General features: G+C 68.7%; 6 protein-coding genes. All 6 read right to left on the bottom strand.

From position 1 onward, the window contains the following. Positions 1–229 precede the first annotated feature (229 nt). The gene (locus tag VLK66_RS24810; RefSeq protein WP_325312192.1) at positions 230–5,800 is read right to left on the bottom strand and encodes a hypothetical protein; all 5,571 of its coding nucleotides are present in this window, start codon (positions 5,798–5,800) and stop codon (positions 230–232) included. Next, a complete protein-coding gene (locus tag VLK66_RS24805) occupies positions 5,797–11,775 on the bottom strand; it encodes a hypothetical protein (RefSeq protein ID WP_325312191.1) in 5,979 nt (1,992 codons plus the stop codon). Before VLK66_RS24805 ends, VLK66_RS24810 begins: the two co-directional genes overlap by 4 nt. Positions 11,776–11,837: 62 nt before the next feature. Continuing rightward, positions 11,838–12,131, bottom strand: a complete 294-nt coding sequence (locus VLK66_RS24800) for a hypothetical protein (RefSeq protein ID WP_325312190.1) — start codon at positions 12,129–12,131, stop codon at positions 11,838–11,840. 13 nt (positions 12,132–12,144) lie between these two features. Further along, the gene (locus tag VLK66_RS24795) at positions 12,145–13,854 is read right to left on the bottom strand and encodes a hypothetical protein (protein ID WP_325312189.1); all 1,710 of its coding nucleotides are present in this window, start codon (positions 13,852–13,854) and stop codon (positions 12,145–12,147) included. Beyond that, positions 13,841–15,931: a hypothetical protein gene (locus tag VLK66_RS24790; protein ID WP_325312188.1), complete on the bottom strand. Its 2,091-nt coding sequence runs from the start codon at positions 15,929–15,931 to the stop codon at positions 13,841–13,843. Before VLK66_RS24790 ends, VLK66_RS24795 begins: the two co-directional genes overlap by 14 nt. 631 nt (positions 15,932–16,562) lie before the next feature. Next, positions 16,563–19,811 (bottom strand): amino acid adenylation domain-containing protein (locus VLK66_RS24785; protein WP_325312187.1); only part of this gene is annotated, 3,249 nt, incomplete at its 5' end.

Genomic DNA, 19,811 nt, shown 5'->3' with positions numbered 1-19,811 from the left:
TCTCCGTGCGTTTGCAATGCACCGGTGATTGCCAGACCCGGTATCATCACCCGCAGGAGGCGCCGCCTGGATTGCACCGGGAGCATGCAAAGGACCGGCGGAGGGCCTGATGAGCCCTCCGCCGGTCCTGTTCATCCACCGATCCGTTCAGCCTCTCGGCCGATTGGCTCAGTACATGTCGCCCACTCGAACGCCCAGGCATTGCGCGCCAGAGCCAGGCCATACCCGTTCACGCATAGGAAACGTTGTACGTGAACTCTACGCCCTTCGGCGCCAGATCGGTGAACAGCCGGGCCGTGACCTGGTAGCTCCCGCTGGGGAGGGTGGCGCCCAGCGCCAGCCCTCCGTCGCCATCCTGAAACGTCACGGACCCACCCGGGACGGTGATGCTCTGCGACGACGAGGCGCCGGCCTCGTCCTGCACCGTGACCTCGAGGCTGGTGAAGGTGTGTCCAGGCGGCAGGGCTGCGGCGTCGGTGAAGGTCATGGTGCCGGGGAACGACACGCCCGACGCCACGTACGGGTCCTCCAGCGGCGACGCCGTGGCCAAGCTGTCGGCGTAGTCGAGCACGGAGGCGAGCCCCATCAGCTCCACCTCGGGACCGTACCGCAGGGTGTAGCGGAAGAGCAGGCCCCCCGGGCACATGTCGGTGAACACCCGCACCCGCACGCCGTAGGTGATGTTGGGGACCGACCCGTCGAGCACGATCCCCGTTCCGTCCAGGTGGTCGAAGGTCACGGCGCCGCCGGCGGCGGCGATGGTCTTGCGGGCGGCGTTCCCCAGCCCGTCGGCCACGGTGACCTCGATCCGGTCGAAGACGTGGCCCGTGGGGAGCGTGGAGACGGCGTCCTGGAACGTCATGCTCCCCGGGTGCGGTGAATCCGCCGGGGCCACCAGCCGGTCGGCCAGCGGGGCGGCCGGCTGGTACATGTCGGCGCAGGTCACCACTGCCTGGAAGAATGAGTAACCCTCGCTGCACGTGGCGGGCACGGTGAGCACGTCTTCGTTCAGGCTGAACATCCCCGAAGTGTTCTCCACCTCCACCCTGAAGCGGTGGTAGAGGGGCGCGCCGTCGGCGTCGCGCCGGAGCAGCGTGCCATCGCCCAGCGCGGTGGACGCCAGCGGCACCACCACGGGGCTCGCGTTGGTCCTGACCTCGTGGATGCGGTTCCAGGTGCCCGTGGCCTCCTGCCGGTACAGGCGGTAGGTGGCGTTGTGCGTGGCGCTCGGCCACGAGATCACGCCGTCGTCCAGCCGCTCGGGGTGCGACAGCGTGGGCGGCTTGGAGGTGAAGGAGAGCGGAGGCGCGACCGGGTTGCGCACGTCGATGATCGAGGCGCGCGCCAGGTCGGACGGCTGCGAGGGGATCTCTTCGAACAGCCCCCGCTCGTTGGTGATCCGGCGCAGCGCCACCACCCGGTGGAAGAGCGGATCGCCGAACGGCGGGAAGGGGAGATCCGCGAAGTAGTCGACCAACTCAGTCTCCTCCCCCGCCTCGGCCGCGTATCGGCCGACCAGGGACATCGTGCGCGTGGAGGCGGCGTCGGCCGCGTTCGTGGCCCGGTACAGGGCGAAGCGGGTGATCCCCTCGGCCGGGAGGTATGCGTTCACCACCACGCTCACGCCGGTGGCGATGCCCAGGACGGGGTCTTCGATCAGCGAGGTGACCCTGCGGATGGCCGGGGCGGTGGCGGGGTAGGCGTTCACCAGGCGCACCGGCCCGGCGACGGCGCTGCCGGCGCTGAACCGCAGCTGGTCGCTCATCTCCACCGCGTAGTAGAAGTAGAGATTCTTCGCCGCGCCGTCGAGCGTGTAGTCGGTGAAGCGCACCCGCGCGGCGCCGTCGTCGCCGTTGTGGCGGCGCGCCATGGGGGAGGGATCGAACGCGGGGTCGGTGAACGGCAGCAGGTCGCCATTGGCGTCGCGGATCACGGGCTTCTTCGCCGAGGTCTGCGTGCCGGAGCGGATGAACGCGTAGATGAGGGGCGATTCGGTCAACGGCAGGAAGACACCCTCGATGGCGCCCCGAACGATCTCGGCCATGGAAACCGGCACCCCGCCAACGGAGAACGTGGCGGCGGCCCCCGGCGGCGTCACTCCGTCGAAAGGCGCCAGAGCCGTCTCGGGGATCATGTACCCGCCGTGCAGGGCCGGCGGCGAGCTGTCGGGAAGCGGAACCGGTGCGTTGTCGGGGATGGGGAAGCGGAACCCGCCGTGCTCCTTGAAGCGGCCGTCGGCGTCCAGGCGCACGTTCACCAGGTCGCCCCAGGCTCCGGCCGCGTCGGCGTCGGAGAGGGCGGAGATCGCGGCCAGCGCCGCATCGGCCGTCTCGGGGCGGTAGAGCACGTCGAGCACCGACCGCTCGTTGGCGCGGTAGAACACCAGCCCGTAGGGCTCGCGCGTGGCGCTTACGGCCACCTTCACGTCCATCGTCCAGGTGGCCTTGCCGTAGAAGTCCGGCCGCGTGGCGTACAGCGGGCCCGCCGGCTCGCCGGGGGCCTCGGGCGGGACGATCCTGCGCGACTGCACCACCACCGGCGTGGCCAAGTGCGAGTCGCTGGAGATGGCCGGGTTGCGCGACCGGGCGGAGAGGAACGTCTGCCTGGAGCTCTGCCCCACGCCCGGGAGAGTCGAGGCCTCGTCGAGCACGCCCGCCTGCGCCGTGAGGTACACGCGGTAGCCGGGGTGGAAGTTCACTGGCACGCCCGCGCCCGCCTTGATGGGCACATAGCCGGAGACCGGCACCCAGGCGGCGTCCACCGCGAAGGTGGGGTCGTACACGGTGAGCTCGAGCGTCGGCGTGCCTATCTCGATCTTCCACACCTGCAGCACCTTCATCTCGCCCGTGGCCGTGGCGATGCGCACGGTGCCGCGCTGCCACTCCACGTCGGGGTCGGGGTGCGGCGCGAGCACGAAGGTGTCGAACACGATCTCGAAGATCCCGGTGCGCGAGTTGGGGATCTTGCTCCCCGGAGGCGAGCTGTTGGGATCGAGGGCCGGCAGCTCCTTGACGTTGGCCGTCTGCAGGACACCGCCGATGGCGAGCGTGGCGTGCGAGCCGTCGGCGTATGACGCGGTCTCGCGGTGGAGCTGGCCGTTCACCAGGAAGTTGACCAGCGCCACCTCCTTCGCCAGCGGCTGGCCGGGGCCCCAGTTGGCCGGCTCGTTCATGTTCTCCACCGCCAGGAAGCGGTCGCCCACGGTGGGGACGCTCACCTGCACCGAGGCCGAGAACTGGTTGGCGTTGTCCAGGTCGGCTAAGGTGGACTGCGTCTGCTTGCGCAGGCGGAACACCACGCCCTCGCCGGGCGCCGGGGGCTGGGCCACGCCCTCGACCCCATACGTCACCCCGCCCGAGGCGAACGACCCGCCCACGAACCGCCCCTCGTCGCCGGGCTTTACGGCGGGCGTCACCGTCTGCGCCGGCGTGATGCTGGTGAGGGTGTAGCCTTCGGTGCGCACCTCCACCTCCCCGGCGGAGAGGCTGGTCACCGTGCGGACGATCCCCTGTACCGCGCGCGGCGGCTCCTGGCGGAAGAAGAGCTGCACCCGGTCGGCGTACTGGTTGGCCGGCGAGAGCTTCTGCGGGAGGTAATGGTTCTGGTTCCACTCAAAGGTGCAGCGCACCAGCGTGGCGTCGCTGCCGGGAGGGAACGCGGCCAGCCGCTTCTGCTCGAGCAGGGTGGTGAGCAATGGCGGGTCTTCGAGCTGGATGAGCTGCACCGCCAGGGCGGCGGGCGGCAGCAGCGTGTGGCGCGTGGGGATCAGCGTGTCCACGTCCTGCGGGTTGCCCAGCGGCGACGGGCGGGAGAACCAGTTCACCCCGTAGAACGCGTAGCGGTGCAGCCCGTTCTCCCGCTCTTCGTGGGTGTAGATGGGCGGTGGGGCGGCGGACGCCGGCTTGGCGGGCGCGAGCTGCGGGAGCAGGGGCACCACCTCGGCCACCCCGGCCGCGTCGGCAAACTCCGGGTCGTGGCTCGGCTCAGGCTCGTCGTACGCTGCCTCGCTCACCAGCTTGTGCTTGAAGCCGTAGAACACGGGGCGGGTCACGTCGCTGGAGCAGAACTGCACCGGGGGCACGAAGAACGGGCCGAACGGCCGCACCGTGTCGTACGGCTCCAGGTACAGGTTGATCATGCGCGCGTCGTCGAACGGCGTGTAGCCGGCGGCGTCGGTGAGCTGCGTGGGCTGGCCGGTGCCGTTGTCGAACGAGAGGCCGAAGGTGGGCGCGTTCTGCACCGGCGCGGGCGGGAGCCTCGGGTCCAGCCGCGAGGTGGGCAGCGTCATGGAGAGGTGCGTCCGCGGCGCGGCCGGGACGCCGGCTTCCAGCGCCGCCGCGGTGCGGTAGACGGCGAGATAGACGTGACTGGCCGTGCCCGGCGCCACGGCGGCGTCGATGCAGCCCAGCCCCAGCATGCGCGCCACGTGGAAGTCGAGCGCCACCAGCTTGAGCATGCGCAGGTAGCTGATCCCGAACGCGCCGCCGTCCTTCAGGTTGTCGGCCGCGAGGACGTCGTCGGCCGTGGCGTTGGCGGGGCTCATGCTCAGGGTGAGGTAGCGGATCACTCCCCTGCGCAGGCCGTTGGCGTCGGTGGGCTCCTTCGACGGTGGGAGGGTGGGGTCCCACTTCGCGCGGTAGTTGGGAACGCTGGCGGTGAACCGCCCCGTGGCGGTATCGGCGCCGGCGTAGCGGGGCCAGCGTCCGTTCACCGGAGCCGCCGCGTTTTCCAGGCGGGGATAGGCCACGGCGTCGCGGTCGGTCAGCGCAAAGCCGCCGCCCACCTGAGTCCACGCCTCCGCCCGCGGCGGGAGCGCGCCCAGGATGAACTGCTCGTAGCTCTCCAGCCGCAGCTCCAGCGGCGTGCACCCCGAACAGTCGAAGCGGAAGTACTTCACGTTCTCCGCGACCATCCGGTGCTCGGCGGGGAGCTTCGGCGGCGTGACGGGCTCCGGGGGCTTCGCCGGGCGCACCAGGGCGAGCAGCCGGATCGCCACGCGGCACGCCAGGCTGGGCCCGGGCTCCTTACCGGTCCCCGTCCCCGTCTCCGTCCCCTCCCCCGCCCCGTTCCCCACCTCGGTCCCCGCAGCTGCGGCGACCACGTAACGGCGGCGGCAGGAGATGAACAGCTCGGCGCCGGGCAGGTTCTCCGCCACCGAGACGGCTTCCACACGCAGCGTCCCCTCCCTCCGATCCCCCGTGGTGCGGGCGGTGAGGGTGAGGGCGAAGCAGAGCTGCCCTGTGACCTCCGCCTCCACCACCCCCGTGTAGCGCGCGAGGAACTGGTCGGGCGCCGTGTTCGGATCGACCGAGGCGCGTACGGCATCGTAATCGGCGAGATCGGCGAAGCGGACGACGACCTCGCGGTGGCTTGGCGGCGTGGTGGAGGCCACCACCGTGTCGAAGCGCCAGAGGCGCTGCGGACCGGACTCCTCCACCGACACCGGCCGGTTGGTGGCGAAGCTCACCACGCAGGGGAAGCGCCGCGCGTACAGCACGCGCAGCAGCGTGACGAAGTCGTCGGGCCGGTGGAAGCCGTACGGCGCCGGATACGCCGCGGACGGCCCCGCCGCCAGGTTTCCCTTGGGCAGGTGGCCCTCGCCCAGCTCCCGCAGCAGGTCCCAACGCAGGTGGATGCCGCTCGCGCTGCCATCGGAGCCGTCGCTGCCGGCGCCCTGCAGGTACAGCCAGGGGCTCTGCACCTGCGCGACACCGGCAGCCAGGTCGGCGGCCAGGGCCGCCACCGGGCCGGGGGCGCCCGCGGCTGCGGCCACCACCGCGTTCATTGTCGGATCGCTCATTCCGTCACCCCCGCGAGGAGGCCCGTGGACGGCGTCGTTCCCGAAGTCGAGGACGGTGCGGCGGGGGGCGTGGGGAAGAAGCTCGCCTTGACCGTGCTCGCCGGCACGTACGCGGCGCCGTCGTATTCCAGGTAGGTGAAGGTGAACGACAGGTCGTGGAGCTGCAGGTCCATCCCCGCGTGCGCCACGAAGGCCCGGGAGCGGTCCCTGGAGTGCAGCGTGGTGAAATCCCCCGCCGCCGTGCCGGGCTGGGAGAGAACGATCGTCGCCGCGACGTCGGCCGCCGGAACGCGCGGGTCGTTGAAGGGCTCGGGATTGCGCAGCAGGATCCCGATCACCCGGCCGTCGCCCGCGTTGCGCACCACGTTGACGTCGGTGCCCGTGGGCGGGTCCAGCGGCCCCAGGCGCAGGATGCCGTCCACCAGCCGGTCGAACGGGTCGGCGTACTCCTGCTCCAGCGGCGGGTCGGAGAGAGGGGGGTGTGCCAGCAGCCCGGCGAGCTGTGCCGAGCGGCCGGCGTCGAGCGTCACCGGCAGGTCGTCGAACACGGCGTCCTTCAGGAACACCCCGTCGGCGTCGTGCAGCCGGTAGCTGTTCACCTGCGCGGCGAAGTCGGCGTAGCGCGACGTCTGGAAGTTGTAGCGGTGGACCTCGCTCACGGCTGCCTTGAACCTCGCCTTGAACACGGCCAGGTATAGCTTGAGCGGCTTCAGCCGCTCCACCGTGATCTCGGACTGCACGCCGCCGGGCGCGATCCCCGTCTTCCCCACGCCGGTGCAGGGGTCTCCGCGGGTGGCCAGGTTGTTCAGCATCTTCACGTCGGCGCCGCTGCGGCCGAACGGCGCGGCCACGTAGGAGACGCTCACCGGGCCCACGTCGCCGGGGTCGCCGGGCTTGGGCACGGGGTCCACCGGGTCCAGGATGGAGGCCTCGAGGGTGCTGGTGACGGCGAGGTTCCCGTTGTACGCGTCGAAGGTGCCGCCGTACATCGTGTAGACGTACGGGTGGAGGTAGAACAGCCGCAGCCGCGGCGCCACGAAGAAGAGCGGCTTGGCGCCCAGCACGTTGCCGTCGGGGTTGGGATACGAGTGGGCGAAGTCGATGTACGGCTTGAGCGACTGGAGCCGGTACTGGTCCGCCCGGTCCTGGGCCGCCAGCGCATCGTACTCCGCGCGGTGCTCGTGGAAGTGCCCCACCGGGCCGTCGGTGCGGAAGCCCACGTGCATGTACTGCATATCGGCGACGTCCGCATATCCGTCCGCGGCCACGCGATCCAGGGTGGCGATGGAGACGGCGTAGATGGTGTCCGGCCGCCAGATGGGCGGGATCACCCGGTTGATCGCCGCCACCATCGCCTGGTTGCTGGCCTGCAGCGTGGCCAGGCTGGGAATCCCCTGGTTGAAGAGCTGGTCGCCGAGGGGAAGCCAGCAGACGCCGAAGACCAGGGTGAGGCAGCGGTCGGCGCCGCGCGGCGGCCCCACCTGGTGCGCTTCCACGCCGCCCCGTCCCGCGGCGGGATCATCTACCCGTCCCGCGTCGTTCACCGCCGCGCCCATGCCGCCCGGGCAGGCGCGGACGATCGTGTTCAACCCGTCGATCTCCGCCTGCACCGCGGCGGCGGACGTATTCAGCGCCTCCGCCGCGGCTTCGTAGCCGGCGGCACGCGCGGAGTCGGCGCGCTCCTCGCCGCGCTCCCCGTGATCGCGGCGCGCATCGGCGGCCAGCAGCGCGTTCTCCGCCGCCTGGGCCAGCAGCCGCTCACGCTGCTCCCGCAGGGCGTCGCGGCGGGCGCGCGCGTCGGCGCATACGGTGGCGAGCCAGGCCTCCATGCTCCCGCACGGCGGCGCGGGGGGGCGGGGTGGCTGCCGGTCGTCCGGCCACGTCGGGCGATCCCCGCCCTGCGCCGCGGCCGCGCCGGTCACGCCCTCCAGGCAGGCGCACTCGCCCGCGACCACCACCACTTTGTCGACGGCCGCCTGCGCGTCGTCGTAGGCCACGCGCCGCAGCAGGCTCACCGGGTTCAGCACGTCCTGCCGCACGGTGACGTACGCGTAGACCGGCTGCGTGCTGGGGTTCACCCCCGTCTGCACGCGGCGCTGGAAGAGCACCGTCACGCTGTCGGCCTGCGACGCCATCCGCAGGCTCACCCGCCCGGTGGCCTCGGGGAAGAAGATCTCCAGCATCGACCCCGGCTCCAGCGCCGCGCCGCGGACGAGCCCGAAGGGGTTGATCGAGGGAATCACCCGCCCGCCCTTCCCTTTGACCCGCACCTGCACACCGTCGAGGGTGTAGCGCCGGTCCGCCTCCAGCGTGCGGAGCTCCGGGAAGGCGTCGAACACCACGCAGCGGTCGGCGATGGGTGTCGCGGGGCAGAACAGGGTCTCGGCCGTCACGCCGCTGTTCTCGGGGGCGAAGGGGCCGGCCACGTCGTTCGCGTACGCCAGCGGAGTCTGTGAAAGGAGCGAGAGCTTGTTCACCCGCCCCGGCTGGTCCATCTGCCACCATCCCTGCTTGAGTCCCGCCAGGTCGGCCGGGTCCACCAGCGCCGTGTGCCGCAGCGGGGTGAGCGCGGCGTAGACGTCGTAGTCGTCCCACCTCTGGGCATCTTCGTTCCACGAGCGGATCCTCACCTCGTCCACCCCGTAGGTGTGCCGCACCTGGGGCGACTTGCCCGGCTGCGGCGGCACCAGCTCGGTGTTGGCGTAGCCCGTTCCCGTGATCCCGATGTTGGTGACGGCGGCGCTTGGCGCGATCGGCTTCTTGAACTCGATGTCCACCGAACAGTCCAGCGGGACCACGTGGTGCTTGAAGCTCCCGCTCCACCCCGCGTCCGGCGCCGGCGGCAGCGCGCTCCAGATCGCGTTGCCCGCGGCCACGTTCAGGGCGAAGCGCTCGCGCGTGGCCAGGTTCACCGCCCGCGCCGCCTCGCTCACGTCGTCCTGGTTGAAAACGGGGACCGCGACCCGGTCCAGCTTCGAGCTGAAGGTCCAGGTGAAGTCGAGCGTGAAGGTGCCGCCGTACTTCTTGAAGGGCTTGGGAAGGTCCACCTCCACGTCCACCGAGCCGGTGACGATGAACGGCTCCGGCGCCTCGGCGGCCAGCCCCGCGGCGACGCTGAAGCCCAGGCGGAACTTGAACACCCGCACCGCGGCCGAGCCCCCCAGCAGGATGGCGGCGCCGATGTGCGGCTGCTTGAAGCTGATGCGCCCCTGCGTGTCGAGGTACGCGTGCGCGGCCACCTGCACCGGCCCGAAGCCCTTGCTGAAGTCCCAGGTCACGCCCGCCCCGGCGCGGATCCCCTGGCCCGACAGCATCAGGTACGACCAGGCGTTGAACAGCTTGAAGAGCCGCGCCGTCACCCGCTTGCTCTCGGGCTGGTCGCGGCCGACGTTCACGTACCAGGCCGAGCTGTCGTTGAAGTAGAAGCCCATCTCGATCAGCGCCTGCAGATCGAGGATCTCGCCCGTGTCGGGGAGCTTGTAGAACACGCCGAACGCCGCCTCCACCGACTGCTTGGTGACGGCGATGAGCACGCTGAACGGCGGGTCGTTGGGGCTCAGGTCCACCCGCTCGCTGACGATGGCGGCCTGGCCCTGCAGCAGGAACGCGTCGGGGAGGGAGAGGAGGAGGAAGAGCTTGGCCGAGAACGCCTTCCCCGAGTCGGTCAGCGTTCCGATCGTGAGCCCGGCACCGATGGCGAAACCCTTGCGCTGCGCGAATTTGTCGATGTTGATGCCCTCCTTGTACGAGAGCGGCACCCTGGCCTTGTAGTACTCGTACCACGACGCGTCTTCGGTCAGCGGCGGACTGATGGCGGCGCGGGTGGCCACGTAGCGCATCCCGATCATCCCCCGGAAGCCGTAGATCCCCAGGCTGGTGTTGCCCAGGGGGATGGGCACGGAGATGCTCAGCTCGGTGTCGATGATGAACGCCGGGATCGACGGGTTGAGCCGCATGGCCGCGCTCCCGCCGATCCCCGCCTTGGGCAGCTTGAAGCTGATGCCGCCCGCGTACTCCGTCCCCGCGCCGGAGTTGGGGTCGGCCGGCTCCTTCACCTGCAGGAAGCCGCCGATCAGCACCGTGGCCTCGTCGGCGCTCTTGCCGCCGGGGATCACGATGTCGATGGCGATCCCCTCCACCCGCATGAACACGTCGAGCTTCAGGTCGTCCGTGCTGTAGTACACCTTCACGCCGTTGGCGCGGCAGTCCACGCCGCCGGGGTTCACGCTCACCCCGCCGTCGAAGCCGAAGTACTTGTACGGCCGCCCGCCCCGCTCGTACGAGCCCATGCTGATGGCCGTCACCGAGAGCTTCACCGGCCCGATCTTGAGCGAGAGCGCCTGCGGGAGGATGATGGTGCCGCCCTCGATCTCGAACTTGCCGTCTTCCCAGATCACCAGCTTCTTCAGCTCCACCGCGATGGGCCGGTCGAACGAGAGCGCGGGGATCTGCAAGGTGAGGGTGACGGTGCCCGAGGTTTCGAGGAAGCAGCGGCGGTCCTCCCTGCCGAACTTCAGCGTGAGGATCTTGAAGTCCATCACGCCGGGGATGCTCACGACCACGCCCTTCTTCACGCTGGCCGTCACCTCGAAGTCGCCGTGCTGGCCCAGGTGCGCCTTGATGTCGATCACCGCGTCGGCGGCGCCCGTGGAGTCCTTGAACCCGGGCACCTTCAGCCAGCCCGCGATGTTCGATTCCTTGATGGCGTTGCGCTCGAAGGTCAGGTCGAACCCGGTGAGGCCGGCCTCGATGTTCCCCAGCTTCGTGTGCAGCACCCCCGGCGCGTCGAACCCGATCTTCCCCGAGAACCCGCCCGTGCCGATGATGATGTCGCTGCCGACGATCTTGGGGCCCGGGGGGGGCGCGGGGGGGCCCGGCGCCGGCGGCTTGAACCACTTCGCGGGGAGATCGATCGTCGCGTTCTGGACGTAGACGCCCACGAAGTCGACCGGCCTCCCGTCGGCCGTGGCCTCGGGGATGTTCGTGGTGCGGCTCAGGTCCAGCTTCATGTTGCTGAAGCCGATGATGATCCCCGTGTCGCCGATCTGCGAGCGGTCGAAGCTGAAGCTGCCGAGCGCGTCGAACTGGAGGCCCGCGTCGGTGGAGTAGAGCAGCGACCCCGCGGTGAAGGTGAGCCGGGACTTGACCTCCTGATCTTCGGGGAGCGGCGGGCTCGACACCTTGATGGTGCCGTCAGGATTCACCGGCTTGAGCAGTGTGCGCGGGAACTCCAGGGCCAGCTTGAGGTTGCGGAGCGCCACCGAGCAGTGGGGGATGAGCATCGCCTCGAAGTCGTCGAGGGTGATCTCCTTCACCCACTTGCCGAAGAAGCCCGAGAGCCCGGACAGCACGTCTTCGACGGACCCGGCCTGGTCCAGGTATGCGGCGATCAGCAGCTCGAAGACGGTGACCTCCTGCACCTCTTCGAGTTCCACCAGGAGCGCTTCGAGGTCCCCGGTAGGAGGCACGTTCAACGGGACGGCGGGAACGTTGTCGACGTTGTAGGCGTCGACGAACTCCTTCACCGGGTCGGTCGCATTGCCGTGGAAGCGGTCGATCAGCTCCGCCAGCATGGCGAGCGAGGTCGCGCCCGAGATCTCCACGAAGGCGTCGAAGAGCAGCCGCGGCATCTCGCCCAGCGAGGCGGCGCTGAACCCCCGCACGTACTTCAGCACCTCCCAGCGGTACCCCAGCGCGATGTCGATCTCGGTGTTGGGGCCGGTCGCGGCGGGCTGCAGCACCAGCGCCGCGCCCCCGGTGCCGGGGATCTCGAAGGCGAGGCGCTTGTAGACCACCAGCGTGAGCTGGTAGAAGCCCACGTCGCCCTTCGCGCTCTTCTGGACCTGCAGGTCGCGGTAGTACAGGTTGCCGAACACGTCCTGCAGCGCCCCCTGGATGAACCCCAGGTTCTGCGGGATGCGTTCGAGCGGCAGCAGGGTGGAGACGGAGGGGTAGAATTGAGTGTCGGTCGGCATGAACCCAGCGCTCTGAGAGGAATGGGCGGGACCCCCGTGCGAGCGAATGAAGGGGAGGCAGCTTACACGGTGGGCGCTACGACATCCTGCGGGTCGAAGAAGATGCCGGTGGCGTCGAGGCCCGTGTTATCATAGCCCACGCTCAGTTCGGCCCCGGTTGGCGGAACGGTCCGCATCAACCCGCCGAAGCCATCGGAAGCGAGGTTTACGATGATGAACTCTACCGGGACGCCCCCTACCGAGGCTACTACCGGAGACGCGCAGCGCTGGAAATCGCTTCCCTCTACTTCCACCCGCAGCACCCATTTCTGGCTTGTTCCTTGGAAAGCCGTGAACGTTGCCTTGGTTACCTGCATATGAGCCTCCCTGTCACCGTTTGACCAGTTGAAAGGAATCGAGAAACTGGTGGAAGGCGAAGTTTGCCGGTGCAACAACCTCGATGGACGCCATCTGCGTCAGGTTGACCCCTCCCTTCGCTACGTCGGAGAGCTTGATGGACAGCGTCTCGAGGCGGATCACGGTACGGTTCTCACCGTCCGGGTTCGGTTTGATCTGGTGGAATACGGGCCTGCGTGGCTGGGGCGTCCATGAGGCGGGGAGGACCGATACGCTGTTGTTGTCACCGTCAGAAAAAACAAGCGTGAACTCGGGCAGAAGGCTGTTGTTCACCGTCTGTTGAGTCGACACGTCGGCGTCGGCACAGGCCCGGAAGGTGAATAGATCGTACGCGCTCCAGTCCTTGACCGGGAAATTCTCGAGTTTATAGGCTGACATGCCTGCAGTGGCTGGCAGGGTGGGAGGCAGAACCAGGACACGGGTCTGGTGATTGGTACGATTCTTCACCGGGGTCCCGTCCACCCCCACCACCGACACCATGTCCATCGTAATGCCCGGCACAGTGCGAATACCCGCAACCGGGTTGGAATACATTTCATCGAGGGGGTAAATCTTCTCACCAAACGACCACTGGATCGAAGCGGGGCCGCCGACTGGTTTCTTGGCACTCCCATCGAAAAGCGATCTGGCTTTCGCCTGCTTCAGCAACCGCCAGCGAAAAAGACCACCGATGTATGCCTTCCCCACCTCGTGATGGCTCAGCCAATCGAGAACCCGACCATTGTCGATATCGGATTGCAGGAGGCTACGATCATTTTTTTCCCAGATCGTGTTGAATGGATTGTGACAGCATCGATCGAGGAACACCATCGATTTCTGCGCCGACGCTCGATCATAGAGTCGGAACCCGGTACCGGTACCGTCAGAACGGCCACCAACCACATCGCCGTCCAGCGCGCCGTAGATTACAGCGAAAAACGATGCATGGTCGTTGGTCAGGCGGCTGTCGCCGCCGGTAGCCTGTTTGGGGCCGGTCAGGTCTGTTGGGGCAAGCGCGCAAACCGCCGTGATCTTGCACTTCTTGTCGTCCGGGCGGTCCGGGTTCATGATTGCAGCCAGCACCACTGCATCACCCCCTCGCGAGTGACCCAACATCCCGACGTTATCGAAGTCGAGTCGATCGGAAAATGGATGATCTTTTTTCGGGGCGGCCAGCTCTCGAAGAACATCCAACGCGCCGAGCACCAGATGGGCTCGCATCAACACATACGAGTCGAATGCGTTCGCGGCGTTGGTGTCGACCGAAACCGAAACAATCCCCTTGGACGCAAGGTAGTTCTGTAGATACGTGAAGCCTGTGTGTGAGGCGACAAGAACTTCGGTGTGGCCGTGGACTAGGACGACGACGGGAAGCTTGCCGCTGCCTTTCAGCTTTTGTGGATTCGTTCGAGAGCAGGGATACACAATGCGCAGCCTGCAGTGGACGCGGTACCTGTCTGGGGGGGAGGAGTCGACCGAGAGAAATTTTTGGGTGATCAGATCATTGACTCGAGCGTGGTAATGATCACGCAGAACCTCCAAGGAGACAAAAACCTTTAGCTCGTAACCCTTCGTCGCAGTCCATCCGTCGTACACAACCGGCTGGTCGATGTACGCATCGATATCGAGTTGGGCGATCGGCGCCAAAAGACCGTGGACCGTCACGGAAGAGACCAGCGTCGCCCTCGAATCAAGCGCCAGCATTAGCGTATACCTGTACGTTGGCCGCGTTGGCGGGATCGCTGAGGGTTTCCGCGACCGTGTAGCCGCCACCGGATGAATCGGGCGTGAACCCTCGGAGGACCAGCTCGAACGAGGTGTAATCGACACCGGCGGTATCGGTCTTCTCCTGCAGGTTCTTGATCCCGAGATAGGTCCTGAACCGGCCGTCGATCGCGGCTCCGGCTGCTGAAAGTGCAGGCTTCCAGGCATCCACGGTGGATTTGAGGACGACGAGCATGATGAGCTTGCCGAAGTCCGGCGCGGAGAACTGCGATTCGTCGGCCTCGTCGTCGGGGATGAAGTCCGCGACAGGAACAACGGCGGGCAGCAGCAGGTCGCTCTTTGCCACGATCTGCAGGGGATACTTCAGGGCGATGAAGTTGGGGTAGTGGCCGCCGTACGCGCTTGTCTCGCCCGCGAGCGCGACCTGCATGGATGCCGGGTCCACCTGGGTCCGGATGCACGTCGGGACGACGAAGAAGGAGGTGTTGTCCACGTCCTGCGCGATGCCCATGCTGCCGATGAAATCGCACTCCAGCCCCGCCACGGAGCGCGCGTCGACGTAGACCTCTTCGTCGTAGACGGCGCTCATGATGCTCGCGGTGCCACTCCACGGGATCCGCAGGTCGAGCGGGTAGATCAGGTTGTCGAGGTAGTTGTTCGCGAGGATAGAGGTGGAAGACGCCGGAATCGCAGGCGCGGGCAGCTCCTGCCGGAGGTACTTCAGCCGGATGTAGCACGAAACCGGCGTGGTGACGCTCTGCCCCGTCACGTTTGGGACCACGAAGGTCATCGACGACAGCGCGGAGGCGGCGCCGGGGGTGGTGGTGAACACCAGCCCCGGCTTCCCGAATGCACCGAAGAAACGGTCGGCGCTGTTGAGCTCCTCCGGAAACTTCTTCCCTCTGCGGCCGATGTCGCGGTAGCCCTGCGAGACGTAGAGCAGCGGCTTCGCGTTGTCGCCCACCGGAAGCTGGATGCGGAACGGATTGCGGGCGCTGTTCGTGTTGCCCGTGGGAAAGCTCACCTCCGTCACCGCCAGGATCGGCCAGCCGGACCGGTAGTAGTCGACCGTGGCCGTGACCGGGCTCGGGTTCGCAGGATCGCAGTCGAGTTGGATGTCCCTGCCATAGTTCCTGAAATAATCCAGCGAATAGTTGTGCTCGTTGCGGATGTCGATGAATGCCGTATTGCGGTTGGCGAAGGAAGACAGGACGTCCTGGTACAGGTCGTTGCCGGATTTCATTGAGAAGGAGCTGTCGTTGCTGCCCCGGGCGTGAACGCCGGCGCGGAAGAACGAGCCGTAGAACGCGCAGGGGTCCATGAACCCCAGCACCTGCTCCTTCTCGTGCCAGTGGTCGAAGACCTGCGCCGGCGTCTCGCTGCCGTCCAGCGCCGGCACGGTGATGACGTGGTCGAGCGAGCGCGCCAGGGCCAGCGTGTGCCTGAACGCCAGCCCGTCCATCAGCACCTCGAACCCGAAGCCGCCCGGCTCGAACTGGCCGATGCACCAGCCGCCCTTCACCACGGGGAGCTGGAAATCGACCCCTGCCTGGTAGAAGAGGCTCTCGATGAGGTCGCCGTCGGGGAAGACGGGCGTGCCCGGTAGCGAGCCCGTCGGAGGGATCGCGGTCATGTCCACGCCGAGCGCCGCAGCGGGTGCGTCGGCAGCCGTTGTGCCGAGGGACTTGGCCTTGTTCGCCTGAGTTTCCCACAGCGAGGCCGTGAGATTGTTATTGCCCTCGGCAGCCACCTTCTTGCCGTCGATCAGCAGCGACTCATCAATTCCCCTGTAGATGAAGAACTTGACCGGCGAGAAGTTCAGCGGGGGCTGCACCAGTGGCTTGAGGATGAGGTTGACGCGTCCCGGCTTGCTCGTCCGCTGCACGCACACGATGCCGTCGCAGACGGCGTAGGCATGCGGAGCCGTCGAGGCCGTGTGCTTGCTCGTGATGCGGAACTCGTCGGCGCCCATGAACGGCGGGCCGAACGCGTCAGCGGTAGGCTGGGTGGGGGAGAGCAAGTTGGTGTCGGTGAAGAAATAGAACTTCGCCGCCATTTTGGATTGTCCTCAGCGATCGGGGCAACAGATTTTCTCGAAATTCGTAGCGACCGTCATTCCATGAATTTGCATCGTTGGGCCGCTCGCACGATCCGCGGCGGCCACTCGGCTGTCCGGCACAGTATAGTGTGCTCCTCGGATACCTCCTATGAATTCTCACAGCCCGAGAGTTCCCGGCAACCGGTTCGCGGTCGTAACCCACTGTAGCCAAACGTAATGAAACCCACAGCCTTCCTCACATTTTCCGCGGCCCTTCGTAAAAACATGGAATCTCCCGGAAACGCAAACGCCGTGGACCGACACACTCCTTGTCACAGCAACCGGACGATCAGTACAGTACCTCGTCCGATGTGGTCTGCCTCGACCGTCGCGCGCTGAAACCGAAACTCGGCCAAGCGCCGTCCAGATTCCACTACGGTCCTACGCGGCACAGGCGAACCGCCGACCCGGCATTTCGACCCGCCCTTGACTACTTGAGCGTCAGGTAGACCGGGCGAACGTACGGCGCCGCCTTCGCGGGCCCCTGCGCCGGAGCCCGTAGACCGGCCAATCCGGATCAAGATGCCCCGCCAGCTCAGCGAAGCTGGTCACGTTCACGCCCGCACCCACCGCACGGAAGGTGGGGGCTTCACCAGGCCTCCCCCTCTGCAGCGTCGACGGGTGAGTCGTGTTCTTCCGGCGGGACGTTCCGGTTTGCAGCGCGACCGATCTCACGCGACAGCGCTCGGCCGAGGGCCTCGACGTTGGGTGCCTCCATCACGGACATATGGGTTCCCGGCACCGGCGTCGCACGGATCGACACATCGTCCACGAGAGCCTGCCAGCCGCGCCAGGGATCGGCGCCGGCATCGTCCCGCGCGAAGAACAGGTGGACCGGAAGCGGAAGCGGCGGAGGACGATAGCCGAGTTGACTGTGGAGAGACGTGCGCAAATGGCCCCGGGCCTCCCGCGCTTCGTCCACGGTGAGGATCAGTCCGTCCTCCCGCCCCGGGCCGGCGAACGCCCCCGGGTCCGCTCCCGCGGCGGCGGATGCCGAGTCCCCCGGCCCCATGCCGTGGTCCTCTCCACCGTCTTCTCCGCGGAATACCAGGGATGGCAGGGATTCGCCGTGCTCCATGTCCCGGGCGACGACCGATGGATGGTAGGTGTCGATCATCCCCAGGAACTCGACGGCCTGGTCCTGGCCGACGAGCTGTGCGGCCATCTCCCAGGCGAGAACTCCCCCGAACGACCAGCCGGCCAGGCGGTACGGGCCCACGGGCTGGACTTCACGGACCATCCGCACCAGCCGGGCCGCCATGCCTTCGACCGTGTGGAGGGGGAGCTCCTCGCGGGACACCGGCGGCAATGCGTAGACCGGAAGCTCCTCGTCCAGGTGATGATGCAGCGCCTGCGCGTACGCGACGGCCCCCCATCCGTCGTGGACCAGGAACAACGGCCGCTCCGATCCGGCCGGCCGAACCGGGATCGCCCGTCGGGCGCGAAGCTCCTCCACCCGGTTCCCGCCCGCCTCGCCCATCGACGCCGCTGCCGCGGCACCCGAAAGGTGGCGCGCCAGGTCGGCCACGGTGGCGTGCTCGAAGAAGTCCATCACCCGCACGCTCCTCCCCAGCGCCGACTCCAGCAGCCGCGCGGCCCGGACCACCAGGAGCGAGTTTCCACCCAGGCCGAAGAAGCTGGTGCGGACCCCGACCGCCGGGACGCCGAGCACCTCCGCCCACACCGCGGCGATGGCGCGCTCCAGCTCCGTCCGCGGCTCCTCGTCGGCCGGCGCGGCGGCGGGCTCCGGCTCCGGGAGCGCCCGCCGGTCCACCTTCCCGTTGGGGGTGAGCGGGAGCGCGTCCAGCACCACGAACGCGGCGGGAACCATGTACTCCGGGAGGGAGGCTCGCGCATGCTCCCGCACCTCGTCCACGGAGACGCCCGCGTCCGCTTCCAGGTAGGCCACGATCCGGACATCGCCCGGCCCGGAGGAGGCGCCGCGCACCACCGCGGCCACGCCGCGAACGGCGGGGTGGCGCCCCACCACGGCCTCCACCTCGCCGAGCTCGATGCGGAAGCCGCGCACCTTGACCTGGAAGTCCGTCCGCCCGAGGTACTCCAGCTCGCCGCTGGGCCGGCGCCGGACCCGGTCCCCCACGCGGTACATCCGCGCACCCGCGGGCCCGAACGGGTTGGGGAGGAAGCGCTCCGCGGTGAGGCCAGGGCGGCTGGCGTAGCCGCGGGCCAGGCCGTCGCCGGCCAGGTACAGCTCGCCGGCGAGCCAGGCGGGCACCGGCTGCAGCTCCCCGTCGAGCACCAGCGCCCGCGTGTTCGCCACCGGCCGGCCGACCAGGACCCGGTCCGCGCCCTGGGGGACGATCGCAAAGGTGGAATAGGTGGTGTCCTCCGTCGGGCCGTACGCGTTGCCGATCCGCTCCAGCGTGCCGAGCGCGTGGAGGGCCCGCGCCAGCTCCGCCGGGAGCGGCTCCCCGCCCAGGACGAGCGTCCGCACGCTCGCCGGGATGCCGCCGGCGCGCAGCAGCTCGGCGGCGGCGGTGGGGACCATGCTCGCGTACGCCACCGGCTCGCGCACGCCCGCCAGCTCCAGCGCGTTCTCCACCAGCACCAGCGTCCCGCCCCAGCAGAGGGTGCCGAAGACCTCGGCGACGGAGACGTCGAAGTTGATCGAGGTGGAGAAGAGGACCGACGAGCGCTCCCCGTCGGTGACCGTGTCGCGCAGCCAGTGCAGCAGGACGACCGTCGAGGAGTGGCGGATCATCACCCCCTTCGGCCGCCCGGTGGAGCCCGAGGTGAAGATGACGTGCGACAGGTTCTCCGGGTTCGCCCCGCTCTCCGGCGCCACCTCCGGCTCGGCCTCGATCGCGGCCCGGGCGGCGTCGAGCGCGAGCAGGGGCGTCCCCTCCGGGAGCGCGCCGGCGAGGCGGCCGGAGGTGAGGACCAGGGTGACGCCCGCGTCTTCCTGCATGTACCCCAGGCGCTCGCGGGGATACGCGGGGTCGAGCGGGACGTATGCCCCGCCCGCCTTGAGGACGGCGAGCATGGCGGCCACCAGCCCCGGGCCGCGCTCCAGGCAGATGCCCACCCGGGTCTCCGGGCCGACGCCGCGGCGGCGGAGGTGGTTCGCCAGCCGATTGGAGGCGCGCTCCAGCCCCGCGTAGTCGAGGACCTCGCCCGCGTGCACCAGCGCGGGAGCACGGGGCGTGCGCGCCGCCTGCGCCGCGAACAGGTCGTGCACGCGGAGCCCCGCCGGGTAGTCGAGGAGCGGGCCGCCCGACTTCGCCAGCAGGCTTGCCCGCTCCGCTTCCGACACGAGCGGAAGAGCGAGCACCGGGCGCCCCGGGTCCGCGGCCGCCGCCTCCAGCAGCAGGCCGTACGCCGCGGCCACGTGCTCCAGCGTGGACGCGTCCCACAGCTCCTCGCGCCAGGTGAACCCTATCCCCAGCCCACCCTCGTGCTCCACCACCATCACGTCCAGGTCGAACTTCGCCACGCCGGCACCCGCCCCGTACGGCTCCACCTCCAGGCCGCCCAAGGGCCGCGTGCCGCCGGCGCCGCCGCCTTCGATGAGCGAGAACATCACCTGGAAGAGCGGCGTGTGGCTCAGGGAGCGCTCCACCCGCAGCTCGTCGACCAGGCGTTCGAAGGGCACCTCCTGGTGCTGGTACGCCCCCAGCGTCCCCTCCCGCACCCGCCCCAGCAGCGCCTGGAACGACGGGTTGCCGGAGAGATCGGTGCGCAGCGCGAGCGTGTTGACGAAGAAGCCGATCAGCCCCTCGGTCTCGCGCCGCGTCCGGTTGGCGATGGGCGTGCCGACGACCACGTCCTCCTGCCCCGACCAGCGCGCCAGCAGCAGGTCCAGCGCGGCGAGCAGCAC

It is taken from the genome of Longimicrobium sp., assembly GCF_035474595.1.
In the GTDB taxonomy this organism is placed as follows: domain Bacteria; phylum Gemmatimonadota; class Gemmatimonadetes; order Longimicrobiales; family Longimicrobiaceae; genus Longimicrobium.
Note: the sequence above shows the minus strand (reverse complement) of the source record. Positions and strands in the feature narration are given on the sequence as shown.